The organism is Nocardia sp. CA-128927, assembly GCF_050955855.1.
Classification (GTDB): Bacteria; Actinomycetota; Actinomycetes; order Mycobacteriales; family Mycobacteriaceae; genus Nocardia.
The window spans coordinates 2,682,464-2,697,638 of record NZ_CP192087.1 but is presented as its reverse complement, the minus strand read 5'-3'; the positions used below and the strand labels follow the sequence as shown (position 1 = coordinate 2,697,638).

The window sequence follows — 15,175 nt, the reverse complement described above, 5'->3', positions numbered from 1 at the left end:
TGCGGCACCGCCCAATGTTTCGCTTAACGAACGCTGATGGTGCCGGTCCGATCCGCGGCAGGGCGCCTTCTCAGCTGGTCAGGCGGTTGGACGCTTGGACTTCGGCAGTTTGCTGACGATCGCGTCGTAGGACTGGTCGACTAGTTCTTGCAGTTCGTCGTCCGGTACGGCACCAGCCAGCTTGACTACGTTCCAGCCGTATCGCCCGATATAGGCGGAGGCCGAGACGTCATCGGGGTACACCCGGGTCAGTTCGTCGGCTTCCTCTCGGGTGCGGCCGCACTTGAGGCCTACCGAAGTGTCGCCGAGGAAAGCGAAGATCTTGTCGCCGACCTTTGCGACTACGTCGCCTTCCCATGGTTCGTCCTGCCAGGCACCGGGTTTCGCGAGGCAGTACTTCAGGAGTTGGGCGTTGTCCATGTCCGCTCCTCACACCGGAAGTAGGAGTGACACCACGGAGGTCAGCTGGCTGGCGGAGCGGCATTCGTGCATCTCGATCACCTGGCGGTACTTGTCGGCGGCGGAATCGCCTGAGCCCCAGTTGGTTTGCATCTCCGGGTTGAGCCAGTGCGCGTGCTTGGCGGTGCGCACGAGTGATCGCAGCGTTTCCAGTTCGGGGTCACGGTAATTGGTGCGGGCGTCACCGAGGATCAGCAAGGAGCTGCGGGCGGTGACGGCGTCGGGGAAGTCCCTGGCGAATCCGGCCAGCGCGTTGCCGTAGTCGGAGTGCCCGTCCATCCCGACGACTCGCGCCTCGGTGAAGATCCGGTTCATCGCCTTGTCCAGCTGCGTGCGCGGATCGAAGAACTGGGTGACCTCGTCGGTCTGGTCGACGAACGCGAAAATCCTTACCCGCGAGAATTGTTCGCGCAACGCGCTGACCAGCAGCAGGGTGAAGTTGCTGAACCCGGCGACCGAGCCGGATACGTCGCACAGCAGCACCAGCTCCGGACGACCGGGCCGCGGCTTGCGGTTCACCAGATCGATGGGCACGCCACCGGTCGACATCGACTTACGCAATGTCTTACGAAGGTCGATCTCACCACGCCGGGAATGCCTGCGCCGCACCGCAAGTCGCGAGGCGAGGATGCGCGCGAGTCGCTGTGTGCTGCGCCGCATCTCGATCAGCTCGGATTCCGAGGCACGCAGGAAATCGACATCCTCGGATTGGCGCGGGACACCATAACTGGCCACCCGCTCACGACCGATCCGCTCGGCCACTCGCCGCCGAGTCTCCGCTTCCACCGACGCACGGAACGCGTCGATGCGACCACGCGCGGCCCGCCGGGTGATCTCGGTGTCGAACGCACTGGTATCCGGCCCGGCGGCCAGTCCGGCGAGGATCTTGGCCAGCAAGGTCCGTGGCTGAACATCTTTCAACGCTTGATAGGCCGAGAACGACGACCCACTCGCGGACTGGTACTGCCCGAGCTGCTCGACCAGCTGAGCGGCCAACGCGTCCAGTCGAGCATCGCCCGCTTCCTGCATCAACAACTCCGTGAGCAGTTCGCGCAGCGCCGCGATGTCTACCTCACCCGTCGGTGTCCTGGGAATCTCGACCTCGTCGCGGGCACCACTGCGCTCCCCGATCGCGATCGGGAACCACAGATCGAAGAGCCGGTCGAACGTCGCACGATGCGTGGTCCGGCGCAACAGCGAACACGCCAGCCCCTCGCGCAGCACGTCACGGTCGAGCAAGTCGAGCACCGTGACCACCCGGCCCGCGTCAACGGTTTCCGAGGGCCCCACCGGAATACCGCGCTCACGCAGCGCTTCGACGAACCCGACGAGATGGCCGGGCAGGCCGTGCGGCGCGGTCAGTTCCGCATCGGGCGCGGGCTGCGATCGCGCGGACATCGGTTCAGGCCAGCTTCAGCTCGGCCAGCGCACGCTGGTGATCGCTCTGATGCTTGAGCACGACACCGAGCGTGGCCCGCACGGCGGAGTCGTCCAGATCATGCATGCCGAGCGCCAGCAACGTGCGACCCCAGTCGATCGACTCGGCCACCGAGGGCAGCTTCTTCAGCTGCATGCCACGCAACACGTGCACGATCCGCACCAACTGCGCGGCGACGGCGGCGGACAGCTCAGGCACCCGGCTGGCCAGGATGCGGCGCTCGAGCTCCTCGTCCGGGAAGTCCAGGTGCAGGTAGAGGCAACGACGCTTGAGCGCCTCGGACAGCTCGCGGGTCGCGTTGGAGGTCAACACCACGAAGGGCTTGCGGGTGGCGACGATGGTGCCCAGCTCCGGAACGGTCACCGCGAAATCGCTGAGCACCTCGAGCAGCAGGCCCTCGATCTCGACGTCGGCCTTGTCGGTCTCGTCGATCAGCAGCACCGTCGGATCGCTGCGCCGGATCGCGGTGAGCAGCGGCCGCGATAGCAGGAATTCCTCGGTGAAGACGTCGGCTTTCGTTTCTTCCCAGTCATTCTTTGAAAAGTCACGGCCGCTGGACGCCTGGATTCGCAGGATCTGCTTGGCGTGATTCCACTCGTAGAGCGCGCGGGCCTCGTCGACGCCCTCGTAGCACTGCAGGCGGACCAGTTCGGCGCCGGAGGTCTGCGCGACCGCCCTGGCCAGTTCGGTCTTGCCGACACCGGCCGGACCCTCGATGAGCAGCGGCTTGCCGAGCCGGTCGGCCAGGAACACCGAGGTGGCGGTGGCCTTGTCGGCGAGGTAGCCGGTGGTCGCCAGCTGATCGATCACGTCGTCGACCGAGGTGAAGATCGGCTCCTGGGTCGTCTCGGGGGTGGGGGCCACGTGCAGTCCTTCCTTGGGAACGAGCGCCGCTCGCTCCCTATTACCTATACCGGCCGGATCTGGCCGTCGCCCCACACGATCCACTTGGTGGAGGTCAGCTCCGGTAGCGCCATGGGTCCGCGGGCGTGCAGCTTCTGCGTGGAAATGCCGATCTCGGCGCCGAAACCGAATTGCTCACCGTCGGTGAACGCGGTTGAAGCATTCACCATCACGGCGGCGGCGTCGACTCGGCTGGTGAATTCGCGGGCCGCGGCCAGTTCAGCGGTGACGATGGCCTCGGTGTGCCCGGTACCCCAGGTGTTGATGTGCTCGATGGCCGCGTCCAGGCCGTCGACCACCTTGAGCGCGATATCGAGGGTGAGGTACTCCTCGCCCCAGTCCTTGCTGTTCGCGGGCACCAGGCCGGGCAGGTCGCCGTGCACGGTGACGCCGTGCCGTTCCAGCGCCTCGATCAGCTTGGGCACCGCGATGGTGGCGATCGCGTCGTCGATGAGCACCGTCTCGGCGGCATTGCAGACGCTGGGACGGCGGGTCTTGGCGTTGATCAGGATCTGCTCGGCCATGTCCAGGTCGGCAGCCGAGTGTACGTAGACGTGGCAGTTGCCGGTGCCGGTCTCGATCGTCGGCACGGTGGCGTCGCGGACGACGGCACTGATCAGACCGGCGCCGCCGCGCGGGATGACCACGTCGACCAGGCCGCGCGCCTGGATCAGGTGGGTGACGCTGGACCGGCCCGCGCTGGGCAGCAGCTGCACGGAGTCGGCCGGAAGATTCTGTGCGACAAGAGATTCCCGCAGCACAGCGACGAGCGCGGCATTGGAGTGCGCGGCCGAGGAAGACCCGCGCAGCAGCACTGCGTTGCCGGACTTCAGGGTGAGCCCGAACGCGTCGACGGTGACGTTCGGCCTGGCCTCGTAGACCATGCCGACCACGCCGAGCGGCACCCGGACCTGGCGGGTTTCGAGGCCGTTCGGCAGCACCGAGCCGCGCACGATCGTCCCGATCGGATCGGGCAGCCCGGCCACCTGACGCAGGCCGGAGGCGATGCCGTCGATGCGGGCCTTGGTGAGCCGCAGCCGGTCGATCAGCGACTCCTCGACGTTCGCCGACTGCGCCGCGTGCACGTCCTCGGCGTTGGCGTCGAGCAGCGCGTCGGCCGCGGCCAGCAGCGCGTCGGCGGCGGCATGCAGTGCCTCGTTCTTCTGCGCGGTGGTCAGCTGGGCCAGCACCCGCGACGCGACCCGAGCCTTGCGTGCGGCCTCGTGCACCACCTCGCGGACATCCGGCTCGGTCGTCGTTCCTACCGTCATGGGTACAGCCTACTGACCCGGTCCAAGGCAGAATCCACCGCTGCGCACCACCCCGACCACAGCTTGTGGTCCCATACCAACGTGGTTGTTTTCGAGCTGGTACTCGTCACGTTGCTCGTGATCGCCGTCGTGGTCGTCGGTCTCGCCGTGGTCAACGCCAGGTCCAGATCCCAACGCCAGACCCTTCCCCCACCGGTCGCCGGTCCCGGCTGGTACCCGGACCCGACGAATCCGAACATCGTCCGCTGGTTCGACGGGCACCAGTGGACGCAGCAGACACAACAGCGCCTCTACTAGCTTTGACGGCATGGCCGAAAAGACGGACGTTCCCTCGATCGCGGTGCTCGGCAGTATCAACATGGACCTGGTGACGACCACGGATCGACGGCCGGTGCCCGGCGAGACGGTGCTCGGTACCGGCTTCGCGATGGTGCCGGGCGGGAAGGGGTCGAATCAGGCGATTGCCGCGCGGCGGGCCGGTGGTTCCGTGCAGTTTCTCGGGGCGGTCGGTGACGATGTGTTCGCGGCCGAATTGCGGCGCGTGCTGGCGGATTCGGCGGTGGGGGTCGAGCGGCTGCGGACGGTGGCGGGCCCGAGCGGTGTCGCCGCGATCGTGGTGGACGGCGGTGGCGAGAACAGCATCATCGTGGTCGGTGGCGCGAACGCGCGGATGACCGAGCTCACCGCGGCGGACCTCGAGGTGATCGCCGCCGCCGATATTCTGCTGTGCCAGTTGGAGATTCCGATCGATACGGTGGCGGCCGCCGCAGGGCACGCCCGCGCGAACGGCACCACGGTGCTGCTCAATCCGTCTCCCACTCAGGACCTTCCGGCCGAACTGTGGGCGAATGTCGATGTGGCGGTGGTGAATTCGGGTGAGGCCGAACAGCTCGGCGCCGCCCTCGACCCGGTCGCCCACGTGGTCGTGACCCGCGGTGCGGACGGCGCGACCTATCGCGGACCAGGCGGCAAACAGCTGTCCCAGCCGAGCCCCAAGGTCGACGTCATCGACACCACCGGCGCGGGCGACACCTTCACCGGAGCACTGGCCGCCGCCTGGCACCAAGGCCCCGAATACGCCCTGACCTGGGCAGGAACCGCAGGCGCGCTCGCCACCACCAAGCTCGGTGCCAGCACCTCGATCCCCACCGAAGCCGAGATCCGCGCCGCCCTCCCCGCGAAGTAGCGATCGCCGCAACATCCGCACCCGCTCTGGGCGCCCGTAGTGGGTGCAGGTCCGGAGAAAGAGCGCGGATCTCGAGCATCGGCGGCCCGGTCCGTGCCCGCAGCTAACCATGCGTGCCGCTGCGGATGTTCGACGTCTGTGGACTGCAGCGCGTCGACGGGCACAGTGAATCTGTGCGCGAATCCGTTGGCGCACATCGTGATCGGCCCGGCAGCCCGGACATGCCTATCCAGACGACACGGTCCGGGCGATCGAACCGCCACAGCTGGAAACGCGCCGCCGAAGTACCGCCCGCCGACTATCGTTGATGTTCATGCCCACGATGCCGGAGCGCATACCGTCCGACGGCGACAACGAAGCACTGATCGGCAGGCTGGACGCCGATATCGTCGCGCTGACCTTTGTCGACAACGCCGGGATCACCCGGGTGAAGACGGTGCCGATGCGGCGGTTGGCGCAGGCGGCGCGGCACGGGGTCGGGGTGTCACCCTGCTTCGAGACGTTCGCCTTCGACGACCTGATGACGGTCGGCAAGTACCTCGGCGGACCCGACGGTGATCTGCGGCTGGTCCCGGACTTGGCGGTGCTGACCGAGCTCGCCTGCCAGCCCGGTTGGGCGTGGGCGCCGACGAACAAATACACCCAGGACGGAACACCTTTCGCCGCATGTCAGCGCGGGTTCGCGACCCGGCAGGCCGAGGCGGCGCAACAGGCCGGGATTCAGCTCTCGATGGCGTTCGAGACCGAATGGTCTGTTGGGCAGGACGACACCAAGGACTTCACCCCTGCCGTCGACGGACCCGCTTACGGCCTGGTGCGACTCGGGCAAGTCGCCGACTACGCACGGGAACTGGTCGCGATCCTCGACCGGCAAGGCATCCTCGTCGACCAGTTCCATCCCGAATACGCGCCGAGTCAGCTGGAGCTGTCCGTCCAACCATCCGATCCGGTCGGCGCCGCCGACGACGCGGTGCTGGTGCGGCACACGATAAGGCAAGTGAGCCTGCAGTACGGCTGGCGCGCACTGCTCGCGCCCTGCCTCGAGCCGGGCGGCACCGGTTCCGGTGCGCACCTGCACTTTTCCGCACAGGACGACGATGGTCCCCTGTTCGCCACCGGCGACGGCCCGCATGGAATGCGCCGGACGGGTGAGGCTTTCCTCGCCGGGGTGCTGCGCGAGCTGCCCGCACTCGTCGCGGTAGGCGCAGGCAATCCAGCGAGCTTCCTGCGCCTCGTTCCGTCCCGATGGGCGGGTGTCTGGCAATGCTGGGGCCGGGAAACCCGCGAGGCGGCATTACGTTTCGTCACCGGCGTGCGCGGCACCGAAGAATGGGCAGCCAATGCCGAGGTCAAATGCTTTGATGCGACCGGTAATCCGTATCTGATCGTGGGCTCGGTGATCGCCGCCGGACTGGCCGGAGTGGCCGAGGAACTGCGCCTGCCCGCCGAAATCAGCGGCGATCCCGTCGCATTCGATGCCGAACAGCTGATGATCTCCGGCGTCCGCAGACTGCCCACCCGGCCCGCCGAGGCGGCCGACCGGCTGGCGGACTCCGCGGTGCTGGCCGAGGCGATGGGCCCCGAACTGCACGACGCGCTGCTCACCGTGCGCCGCGCCGAGGCCGACCGCTATCAGAGCACCAGCCCGGAAGAACTTGTCGCACTGACCCGTTGGCGGTTCTGACGTGCTGACCGACGGTCTCACCCTCACCGACCACCACTGTCACGGCGTCGTCCCGCACGATCTGGACCGGCCCGGATTCGAGCGACTACTCAGCGAGGGACCAACAGGCAGCTTCGATTCCGCGATCGGTCTCGCGGTACGCCGGTGGTGCGCACCGGCACTCGACCTACCGCCGCACGTCGGCCCGGACGCCTACCTGACCCACCGAGCCGAACTCGGCTGGCGCGAGGTCGCCGTCCGACTGCTCGGCGCCACCGGCACCACCAGCTGGTTCCTCGACACCGGATTCGGCGGCGGCACAGCGGAATTCAGCCCACTCACCGACGGCGAGGTGCGCGAGGTCGTGCGCATCGAACAGGTCGCCGAGCAGGTCATCGCCGAGGTCGGCGCGGGCAAGACGGTATTCGATGAGATCGAAGCTCGCCTGCGCGATCGTGTCCGAAATGCCGTCGGGCTCAAAACAATCGTCGCTTACCGGTGCGGCCTGGATTTCCCGCTGCGCGATCGACCACCGAAAACCTTGATCCCCGAGCACCGCCTCAACGATCCGGATCTGCTCGGCTGGCTGGTCGGCCTCGGCGCCCGCATCGGCGCCGAATTCGGCCTGCCCTTGCAATTCCACACCGGTTTCGGCGATACCGACCTGCGGCTACATCGCGCGGATCCATTGCTGCTCACCGACTTTCTCCGGAAAACCGCGAATACCGGCCTCACGGTGATGCTGCTGCACTGCTGGCCGTTTCATCGCAACGCCGCCTACCTGGCGCACGCTTTCGGACATGTCCGCATGGATATCGGACTCACCGTCCCCTACGTCGGGCACCGCGCCCAATCCGTGCTGGCCGAGGCACTCGAACTCGCCCCGTTCCACTCGCTGTGCTACTCCTCGGACGGCTACGGCCTGCCGGAACTGCACTTTCTGGGCGCCTTCTGGTGGCGCCGCGGCCTCGGCAGTCTGCTCGACGAATGGATCGCCGAGGACCTGATCACCACCGCCGACGCCGAACGCCTGGCCGCTGGCATCGCGCACATCAACGCCGAGGATGCCTACCCGCGCACCCCCGCCCAGTAGAAATACTCGACCGCCCCGCGTATTTATTCGAGTGCACTCGGCCGTTTCGATCTTTACCGTTGGTCAGGAATACCAACGAAAGGATCGAGAATGTTTCCCGTCGAGCTGCGCGGCACCCGCGCGCAGACGCTTATGTGGGCCGAAGAGCACGCGGTCGAGCAGGCCGCGCTGCAGCAGCTGCGGAATATCGCCGCGCTGAAATGGGTCCATGGCGTCCGCGTGATGCCGGACGTGCACCTCGGCAAGGGTGCGACGGTCGGCTCGGTGATCGCGATGAAGGACGCGGTGTCCCCGGCCGCGGTCGGGGTGGACATCGGCTGCGGAATGGAGAGTGTCAAGACCGACCTCACCGCCGCGGATCTGCCGGACGACCTGCGTTCGCTGCGGTCCCGGATCGAGGCCGCGGTCCCGGTCGGCTTCAACGCGCACGACAGCGCGGTCAACGTGACCAAGCTGGGCGGCGAGGTTTCCGCGCTCGGCGCGAGCACCGCGACGCTGCGGGCGGGCTGGGACAGCTTCTGGGGCTCGTTCTCCTCGCTGGATGAGGGCGTGCAGAAGCGAGAGTCCAAGGCGCACAAGCAGATGGGCTCCCTGGGCGGCGGCAACCACTTCATCGAGGTCTGTCTCGACCAGGACGACGCGGTGTGGATCCTGCTGCATTCGGGCAGCCGCAATATCGGCAAGGAGCTGGCCGAGCGGCACATGGCCGTGGCGCGGACGCTGTCGCACAACGTCGATTTGCCGGATCGCGATCTGGCCGTATTCCTTTCCGGTACACCGGAAATGGATGCCTACCGTCGCGACCTCACCTGGGCGCAGGAGTACGCCGCACGTAACCGCGCGGTGATGCTCGCCCTGGTGTGCCGGGCGGTGCGCGACGAATTCGCCACGCGCCAGGTGCGTTTCGAACAGCCGATCTCCTGCCACCACAACTATGTGGCCGAGGAGCTCATCGACGGCATCCCGATGCTGGTGACCCGTAAGGGCGCGGTCCGGGCGGGCGCGGGCGATCTCGCGCTGATTCCGGGTTCGATGGGCACCCGCTCATATGTGGTGCGCGGCAAGGGAAATCCGGCCTCGTTCCAGTCGGCCTCGCACGGCGCGGGTCGGCGGATGAGCCGTAACGCGGCGAAGAAGCAGTTCACCGTCGCCGACCTGGTCGCACAGACCGAGGGCGTCGAATCGCGCAAGGACGCGGGCGTGGTGGACGAGATCCCGGCCGCGTACAAGGACATCGATGCGGTCATCGCCGCACAACGTGACCTGGTCGACGTCGTCGCGACGCTGCGGCAGGTGCTCTGCGTCAAGGGCTGAATTCGGGCCGCGCCCACCAGATGTGGGCGCGGCCTCGATTCACCTGCGCCGCAGCGTGGCCGCGAAGGCCGCGCCGAGCAAGAACATGCCGGTGAGTAGCGCGAAGCCGTTCAAAACCCAATTGTGCAGTGCGAGATGGAAATCGTCGGACAGCTCGGGCAGATTCTCGATCTGCTTGTAGGTGTCCTCCGGGAAGAGGATGTGCAGGACCCCGGGGATCAAGCCCCACACCAGGCCTGCGATCGCCGTGCCCACCGGGGAGAACGCCGCCAGCGCGGCCACCAGGAACAGCAGCACCGCGCCGCCGATGATCTGGAAGTTCGAAGCCCAGCGGTCGGCCGAGCTACCTAGGATGACCCACTGCCTGGTGTCCAGCGCGCCGTGCGCGGCTAGCCCGATCCCGATCGGCGTGATCACCAGCGAGATCAGCGTGCCGGTGAGCGTCCGGCCGAAGCCGCTGCGACTCTGGAACTGGGCGCCCGGCGGCGACCAGCCCGCCGGCGGCTGGTATTGGCTCGACATGGTTGGCCTCCTGCGCGGACTCCGGTGCCGGAATCCTCTTCGCCCTATTCTCCGTCGTTCATGGTCATTTCGCGATGAATGCCGCGCCGTTGCCCGTGCAGGGCGGCGACCGCACTCGTCGCCGCTGGTTACCATCGGGTATGCGCCAGCAGCAAGGTGATTCCGGCTCAGCGACGTCGACAGTGTCGGAAGCGGCCGATCCCCCGGCGATTCCGGGCGTTCGCCGATCCTTCGTCACCGCGCGCGGCGTCCGCTTCCACGTGACCGAGGCCGGACCGGCGGACGGTCGGCCGGTGCTCGCGCTGCACGGGTGGCCGCAACATCACTATGCCTATCGCCATCTGCTGGCCGATCCGCCGGAGGGTTTGCGCGTCATCGCACCGGATCTGCCGGGTTACGGCTGGTCCGGTCCGGCACCGCATCGGTGGGCCAAAGACGATGTGGCCTCTGATGTCCTGGCGCTGATCGATGCGCTCGAGCTCGATCGGGTGCTGCTCATCGGCCACGATTGGGGCGGTTACATCGGCCACCTCATGGTGTTGCGGGAGCCCGAGCGGTTCGACGGATATCTGGTGCTGAACATCGCTCATCCGTGGCAGACACCGCGCAGCTTCCTGCCGCATCTGTGGCGATTCCTGCTCTATCAACCGGTGGTCGCGAGCTTCGGCAAAGTCCTGCAACAGCGCACCCGGATACTGGAAGTGATGCTCGGCAAGGGCGTCAAGAATCGTGCGGAGTTCGGTCCGGAAGTGGTTCGCGCCTATAGCGATCGGTTCCGCGATCCGGTCGTCGCCAGCGCAGGCGTCGACACCTATCGCACCTTTCTGCTCCGCGAATTCCCACGCGGCGCCCGGCATGGTGAAACCCGTCGCGCCACCATCCCGATCCGTGCGCTGTTCGGTGTCGACGACGGTGCCGTGCACCACTCCCTGGCAGCCGCCGAAACCGCGCAGGCCGACGACTACACGTTGGAGCGGGTGGCGAACTGCGGTCACTTCATCGCCGAGGAACGTCCCGACCTGATCCGCGCCCGCCTGATCACGCTCGCCGCGGCGACCGCCTGACCCAGCAGTGCCGGATGTTGTTGTGGCGGAGCCCGATCCTCACATCGGCCGGATCGAATCGTGGTTGTCGATGCCCTGTAGCGCGGTGATGTGCTCCACCACAACGGTATTGCCGCCGCGCTGTTTCGCCTGATACATCGCGCTGTCGGCACACCGGATCAGATCCTGCACCAGCTGACGGCTGCGGCGGTAGCCGTCGGCACCCGCGTCGGCGACGGCGATACCGATGCTCGCGGTGACCGAGATCGACCCGACGGGTTCGGCGACGGCGTTGCGCAATCGCTCTGCGGCGGCGACCGCGGTCGGCACAGGCAGGCGCGCGACGATCGCGAACTCCTCGCCGCCGAGTCGGGAAACGATGCTGTGCGCGGGCGCCGCGCGCTGCAACCGATCGGCGGTACGCACCAGCACCTTGTCGCCCGCGGAGTGCCCGAAGGTGTCGTTGACGGATTTGAAACGATCCAGATCGACCATCATCACGCAGACCGGCACCGGCCCGCCGGTGCCGCCGACGATCATCGCGGAGTGGTACTCGAATCCGCGCCTGCTCAACAGCGTCGTCAATGGATCGGAGAGCATGTCGGTCCGCAGCACCCAGTAGCAGAACTGCAACCCGGGCGGCACCACCGTGGCCGCGACCATGCCGAGGATCATGATCACCGCCGACGCGGCGTCACCGACGCCGAACAGCGGAATCGACAGCACCGCGGCCGACGCCAACGACCATGCCGTGTGCCCGGCGAGGACCTGCGGACTGTGGAAGGCGCTGACATAGATGCCGACTATCAGCAGCAACATCATCCCGACCGAACGGACGACATAGCCGGGGCTCAGCACGCAGACCACTGTGATGCACAGGTCGCCGACCGCGACCAACGTCAGCGATTCGACTCTGCTCGGCCACGGCAACCACCACCAGCGCACGACCCACACCACGGCCGCCGCCACGATGCACCACAGCACCGTCCGGCCGAGCACGCTCTGCGGGCCCGCCGACGACGTCACGGTCAGCACGCTGACGAGCGGCGTCGCCAGCCCGCACAGTCCGATCGCGAACTTCACCACGCCGAGCGCCGAGCGGTCGGCGAGGGCGTTCACGACCCAGCGGTAGTCGACGCCATCGCGCCACCAGTCCCGCAGCAACCGCAGATATGACCTGACTCGCTCGCTCATTCGACTCGTCCTCGGCGTCTGAAGGAAGCCTCGTATCGTCTCGAACCGCACTCACTTGTGGTGAACGCCGCCGTGGGCCGGGGATTTCGGCAACATAGCGGCGATCCACGCAGTGTAAGACACATCACGGCGCATACCGAGAGTCCGACCGGTATCGATTCACGCGGTATCACTCACAACATGCACGGCCGGGGCGGGCGCGCGCGACGGGCGCGGTTCCTGTCGGTACCGTCGGGCACGATGGAGCGCATGACCACGGCGACCGATGTCCCGGCGATCGACCTCACCGCACCCGACCTTCGCGAGCGCGCGGAACACCTGCTGCGCGAGCTGGCCGGACCCAACGCTCGGCTACGCGAGGATCAGTGGACCGCGATCGAGGCGCTGGTGGTGCAGCGGCGCCGCGCGCTGGTCGTGCAGCGCACCGGCTGGGGTAAGTCGGCGGTCTACTTCATCGCCGCCAAGCTGCTGCGCGGGGCCGGGCGCGGGCCGACGGTGATCGTGTCGCCGCTGCTCGCGCTGATGCGCAACCAGGTCGCCGCCGCGCAACGGGCGGGTGTGGTTGCCGCGACCATCAATTCGGGCAATGTCACCGAATGGGACGAGATCCACACCCAGGTCGCGTCCGGCGAGGTCGACGTGTTGCTGGTCAGTCCGGAGCGGTTGAACAACCCGGACTTCCGCGATCAGGTGCTGCCGAAGCTCGCCGCCGACGCGGGTCTCGTGGTGATCGATGAGGCGCACTGTGTCTCCGACTGGGGTCACGACTTCCGGCCCGACTATCGGCGGATCCGGACATTGATCGCCGACCTCGGTTCCGACGTGCCGGTGCTGGCCACCACCGCGACCGCGAACGACCGGGTGGTCACCGACGTCGCCACCCAGATCGGCACCGACACCCTCGTGTTGCGCGGCACGCTGGATCGCGAGTCGCTGCACCTTTCGGTGGTGCGCTTCGACGACGCGGTGGAACGCACCGCCTGGCTCAGCGGCCACCTGCGCACGCTGGCCGGATCCGGGATCGTCTACACGCTCACCGTCGCCGCCGCGCACGACCTGGCCGACGTGCTGAACTCGCATGGGCACACCGTCGCCGCCTACACCGGACAGACCGATCCCGCCGAACGCGAGGCGTTGGAGTCGGCGCTGCTGAACAACGAGGTGAAGGCGCTCATCGCCACCTCGGCGCTCGGGATGGGGTTCGACAAGCCCGACCTCGGCTTCGTCGTGCATGTCGGCGCGCCGTCCTCGCCGATCGCCTACTACCAGCAGGTCGGTCGTGCGGGCCGCGCGACCGAGAGCGCCCAGGTGGTGCTGCTGCCCGGGCCGGAGGACGCGCGGATCTGGAGTTACTTTGCCTCCGTTGCGTTTCCGCGCGAGCACATCGTGCGCTCGGTGCTCGATGCGCTCGACACCGACCGGGCCTTGTCCACGGTCGCGCTGGAACCGCTGGTCGAGCTGAACCGCTCCCGGTTGGAGATGGTGCTCAAGGTGCTGGATGTGGACGGTGCGGTGCGCCGGGTGCGCGGCGGCTGGCTCTCCACCGGCCAGCCGTGGACCTACGACACCGAACGCTACGAGCGGCTGTCCGAAGCCCGCGAGGTCGAGCAGCAGGCGATGGTCGACTACCAGTCGACGAGCGCCTGCCGGATGGTGTTCCTGCGCAGTCAGCTCGATGATCCGGGATTGGTTGCCGGGCAAGTGGATTCGCCAGGGTGCGGCCGCTGCGACAACTGCACCGGCACCCGGCCCGATGTCTCGGTGGACGCCGAGGCGGTCGCCGCTACCCGGGCCCGCCTCGACCGTCCCGGCCTGGATTTGAGCCCGCGCAAGCAGTGGCCGACCGGCATGGCGAAGCTCGGTGTTCCGTTGTCCGGCAAGATCACCGGCGGCGCCGAGACCGGTCGCGTACTCGGCAGGCTCACCGACCTCGGCTGGGGTCAGCGCCTGCGTACCTTGCTCGACGGGCCTGATGATCCGATCCCCGAGAAGGTGTTCGAAGCCTGCGTCGCCGTGCTGCGCGACTGGAAGTGGACCACCCGGCCGACGTCGGTGCTGGCCCTGGAATCCCCCCGCTACCCGGTGCTGACCGCCACGCTCGCGGCGGGGCTCGCCGAGATCGGCCGCCTGAACGACCTCGGCACACTGCCGAATCGCCCGGACCGCCCACCAGTGTCGGCCGCCAACTCCGCACACCGCGTCGCGGGCCTGTTCGACTCCTGGGACGTCCCCGACCTCACCGACGTCGAAGGCCCGATCCTGTTGGTAGACACCCTCGCCGACACCGGTTGGACCCTCACCCTCGCCGCCCATGCCCTGCGCACTGCGGGCGCGGACGCGGTACTCCCGTTCGCCCTCGCATCCGTCACCTAGGCGGGCCAAGCCATCGAGGCGAGTCGAATGGTCGCTAAAGGATCTTCAACAGCGACCATTCGACTCGCCTCGATTGCGCTCAACCACCATTTGACTCGTCTCGATTTCCGGAAGCTCCCTCAACGGGACCACAGCCAGTCCTCACGCCGGAACTCGAGCGTTGCCCATCCCGGGCTGCGGAAGAGAAGGTCGGGTACGGCAGGCGACGTGCTCAGCACTACTCGATCATTCCCCGGATGGGTGCACCTACCGGGTGAGTACAGCTAAGGACGACCCAACGCGACCAGCCCAGTGAACTGAAGACCTACCCAGGTTTTCCCGTGAGTAGTGCTGGGCGCGTCGTGTGCCGTACCCGGCTTTAGGTGCACCTCAGGTGCGCGGTGTCGCGTTCCCGAGGTGGTCATCTGGCTGTGGTTGCGGCACAAACGCTTCGGACACAAGAGAGGTCGTCGGTAGGCGGCGGTTGGGTTGTCGATCAGCCCCGCGAACCGACCCCTCGCTCGTGTTGCCCAAGATCCGCACTCTCTCGGGATCCGCACTCGGAATAGGGCCCTGAAGTCAGTGCGGATCCCGAGTGTGGGTGCGGATTCTGCTGCCAGGCCTCTTCGCACACTTCCTTCTTCTTTCGCATATCTCGTGGCGTGCTGAGGGGTATGCGAAGGAAGAAGCAGGTGTGCGAAGGCGACCTATCTGTCGCTTGGTCTGTGGTCCAGGGG

13 protein-coding genes are annotated in these 15,175 nt (G+C 67.3%); 7 read left to right on the top strand and 6 right to left on the bottom strand.

Annotation, left to right across the window (positions count from 1 at the left end):
- Positions 1 to 78: 78 nt before the first annotated feature.
- Genes ACQPW1_RS12795 through ACQPW1_RS12780 form a run of 4 tightly spaced genes read right to left on the bottom strand, consistent with a single transcriptional unit; the run spans position 79 to position 4,071 of the window.
- Positions 79 to 420 carry an MmcQ/YjbR family DNA-binding protein gene (locus ACQPW1_RS12795; RefSeq protein ID WP_433662936.1) on the bottom strand — a complete coding sequence of 114 codons (342 nt, stop codon included), beginning with the start codon at positions 418 to 420 and terminating at the stop codon, positions 79 to 81.
- 9 nt (positions 421 to 429) lie between these two features.
- A complete protein-coding gene (locus ACQPW1_RS12790; protein WP_433662935.1) occupies positions 430 to 1,857 on the bottom strand; it encodes a vWA domain-containing protein in 1,428 nt (475 codons plus the stop codon).
- A 4-nt stretch (positions 1,858 to 1,861) separates the two neighbouring features.
- Positions 1,862 to 2,761, bottom strand: a complete 900-nt coding sequence (locus tag ACQPW1_RS12785) for an AAA family ATPase (RefSeq protein ID WP_433662934.1) — start codon at positions 2,759 to 2,761, stop codon at positions 1,862 to 1,864.
- A gap of 44 nt (positions 2,762 to 2,805) precedes the next feature.
- On the bottom strand, positions 2,806 to 4,071 hold the full coding sequence (locus ACQPW1_RS12780; protein WP_433662933.1) for a glutamate-5-semialdehyde dehydrogenase: 1,266 nt from the start codon (positions 4,069 to 4,071) through the stop codon (positions 2,806 to 2,808).
- An 81-nt stretch (positions 4,072 to 4,152) separates the two neighbouring features.
- Between ACQPW1_RS12780 and ACQPW1_RS12775 the strand changes: the two genes are divergently transcribed.
- From ACQPW1_RS12775 to ACQPW1_RS12755, 5 genes are all read left to right on the top strand, one after another.
- The gene (locus tag ACQPW1_RS12775) at positions 4,153 to 4,368 is read left to right on the top strand and encodes a DUF2510 domain-containing protein (protein WP_433662932.1); all 216 of its coding nucleotides are present in this window, start codon (positions 4,153 to 4,155) and stop codon (positions 4,366 to 4,368) included.
- 10 nt (positions 4,369 to 4,378) lie between these two features.
- Positions 4,379 to 5,257: a ribokinase gene (locus tag ACQPW1_RS12770; protein ID WP_433662931.1), complete on the top strand. Its 879-nt coding sequence runs from the start codon at positions 4,379 to 4,381 to the stop codon at positions 5,255 to 5,257.
- 313 nt (positions 5,258 to 5,570) lie between these two features.
- A complete protein-coding gene (locus tag ACQPW1_RS12765; protein WP_433662930.1) occupies positions 5,571 to 6,941 on the top strand; it encodes a glutamine synthetase in 1,371 nt (456 codons plus the stop codon).
- Position 6,942: 1 nt separating this feature from the next.
- On the top strand, positions 6,943 to 8,013 hold the full coding sequence (locus ACQPW1_RS12760) for an amidohydrolase family protein (protein ID WP_433662929.1): 1,071 nt from the start codon (positions 6,943 to 6,945) through the stop codon (positions 8,011 to 8,013).
- A 90-nt stretch (positions 8,014 to 8,103) separates the two neighbouring features.
- Positions 8,104 to 9,327, top strand: coding sequence for an RtcB family protein (locus ACQPW1_RS12755; protein WP_433662928.1), 1,224 nt, complete (start codon positions 8,104 to 8,106; stop codon positions 9,325 to 9,327).
- 39 nt (positions 9,328 to 9,366) lie between these two features.
- On the opposite strand, the gene ACQPW1_RS12750 is transcribed toward ACQPW1_RS12755, so the two are convergent.
- Positions 9,367 to 9,849: a hypothetical protein gene (locus ACQPW1_RS12750; RefSeq protein WP_433662927.1), complete on the bottom strand. Its 483-nt coding sequence runs from the start codon at positions 9,847 to 9,849 to the stop codon at positions 9,367 to 9,369.
- Between the two features lie 140 nt (positions 9,850 to 9,989).
- Between ACQPW1_RS12750 and ACQPW1_RS12745 the strand changes: the two genes are divergently transcribed.
- The gene (locus ACQPW1_RS12745; RefSeq protein WP_433662926.1) at positions 9,990 to 10,913 is read left to right on the top strand and encodes an alpha/beta fold hydrolase; all 924 of its coding nucleotides are present in this window, start codon (positions 9,990 to 9,992) and stop codon (positions 10,911 to 10,913) included.
- Positions 10,914 to 10,952: 39 nt separating this feature from the next.
- Here ACQPW1_RS12745 and ACQPW1_RS12740 read toward each other — a convergent pair whose 3' ends face one another.
- Positions 10,953 to 12,086, bottom strand: a complete 1,134-nt coding sequence (locus ACQPW1_RS12740) for a GGDEF domain-containing protein (protein ID WP_433662925.1) — start codon at positions 12,084 to 12,086, stop codon at positions 10,953 to 10,955.
- A 249-nt stretch (positions 12,087 to 12,335) separates the two neighbouring features.
- On the opposite strand from ACQPW1_RS12740, the gene ACQPW1_RS12735 reads away from it, so the two are divergent.
- On the top strand, positions 12,336 to 14,459 hold the full coding sequence (locus ACQPW1_RS12735) for a RecQ family ATP-dependent DNA helicase (RefSeq protein ID WP_433662924.1): 2,124 nt from the start codon (positions 12,336 to 12,338) through the stop codon (positions 14,457 to 14,459).
- The last annotated feature ends 716 nt before the right edge of the window (positions 14,460 to 15,175 follow it).

What these genes read in the sequence shown, in the direction of transcription:
- ACQPW1_RS12795 (WP_433662936.1), bottom strand. Translation starts at nt 420, where the DNA reads ATGGACAACGCCCAACTCCTGAAGTACTGCCTCGCGAAACCCGGTGCC.
- ACQPW1_RS12790 (WP_433662935.1), bottom strand. Translation starts at nt 1,857, where the DNA reads ATGTCCGCGCGATCGCAGCCCGCGCCCGATGCGGAACTGACCGCGCCG.
- ACQPW1_RS12780 (WP_433662933.1), bottom strand. Translation starts at nt 4,071, where the DNA reads ATGACGGTAGGAACGACGACCGAGCCGGATGTCCGCGAGGTGGTGCAC.
- ACQPW1_RS12770 (WP_433662931.1), top strand. Translation starts at nt 4,379, where the DNA reads ATGGCCGAAAAGACGGACGTTCCCTCGATCGCGGTGCTCGGCAGTATC.
- ACQPW1_RS12765 (WP_433662930.1), top strand. Translation starts at nt 5,571, where the DNA reads ATGCCCACGATGCCGGAGCGCATACCGTCCGACGGCGACAACGAAGCA.
- ACQPW1_RS12755 (WP_433662928.1), top strand. Translation starts at nt 8,104, where the DNA reads ATGTTTCCCGTCGAGCTGCGCGGCACCCGCGCGCAGACGCTTATGTGG.
- ACQPW1_RS12750 (WP_433662927.1), bottom strand. Translation starts at nt 9,849, where the DNA reads ATGTCGAGCCAATACCAGCCGCCGGCGGGCTGGTCGCCGCCGGGCGCC.
- ACQPW1_RS12745 (WP_433662926.1), top strand. Translation starts at nt 9,990, where the DNA reads ATGCGCCAGCAGCAAGGTGATTCCGGCTCAGCGACGTCGACAGTGTCG.
- ACQPW1_RS12740 (WP_433662925.1), bottom strand. Translation starts at nt 12,086, where the DNA reads ATGAGCGAGCGAGTCAGGTCATATCTGCGGTTGCTGCGGGACTGGTGG.
- ACQPW1_RS12735 (WP_433662924.1), top strand. Translation starts at nt 12,336, where the DNA reads ATGACCACGGCGACCGATGTCCCGGCGATCGACCTCACCGCACCCGAC.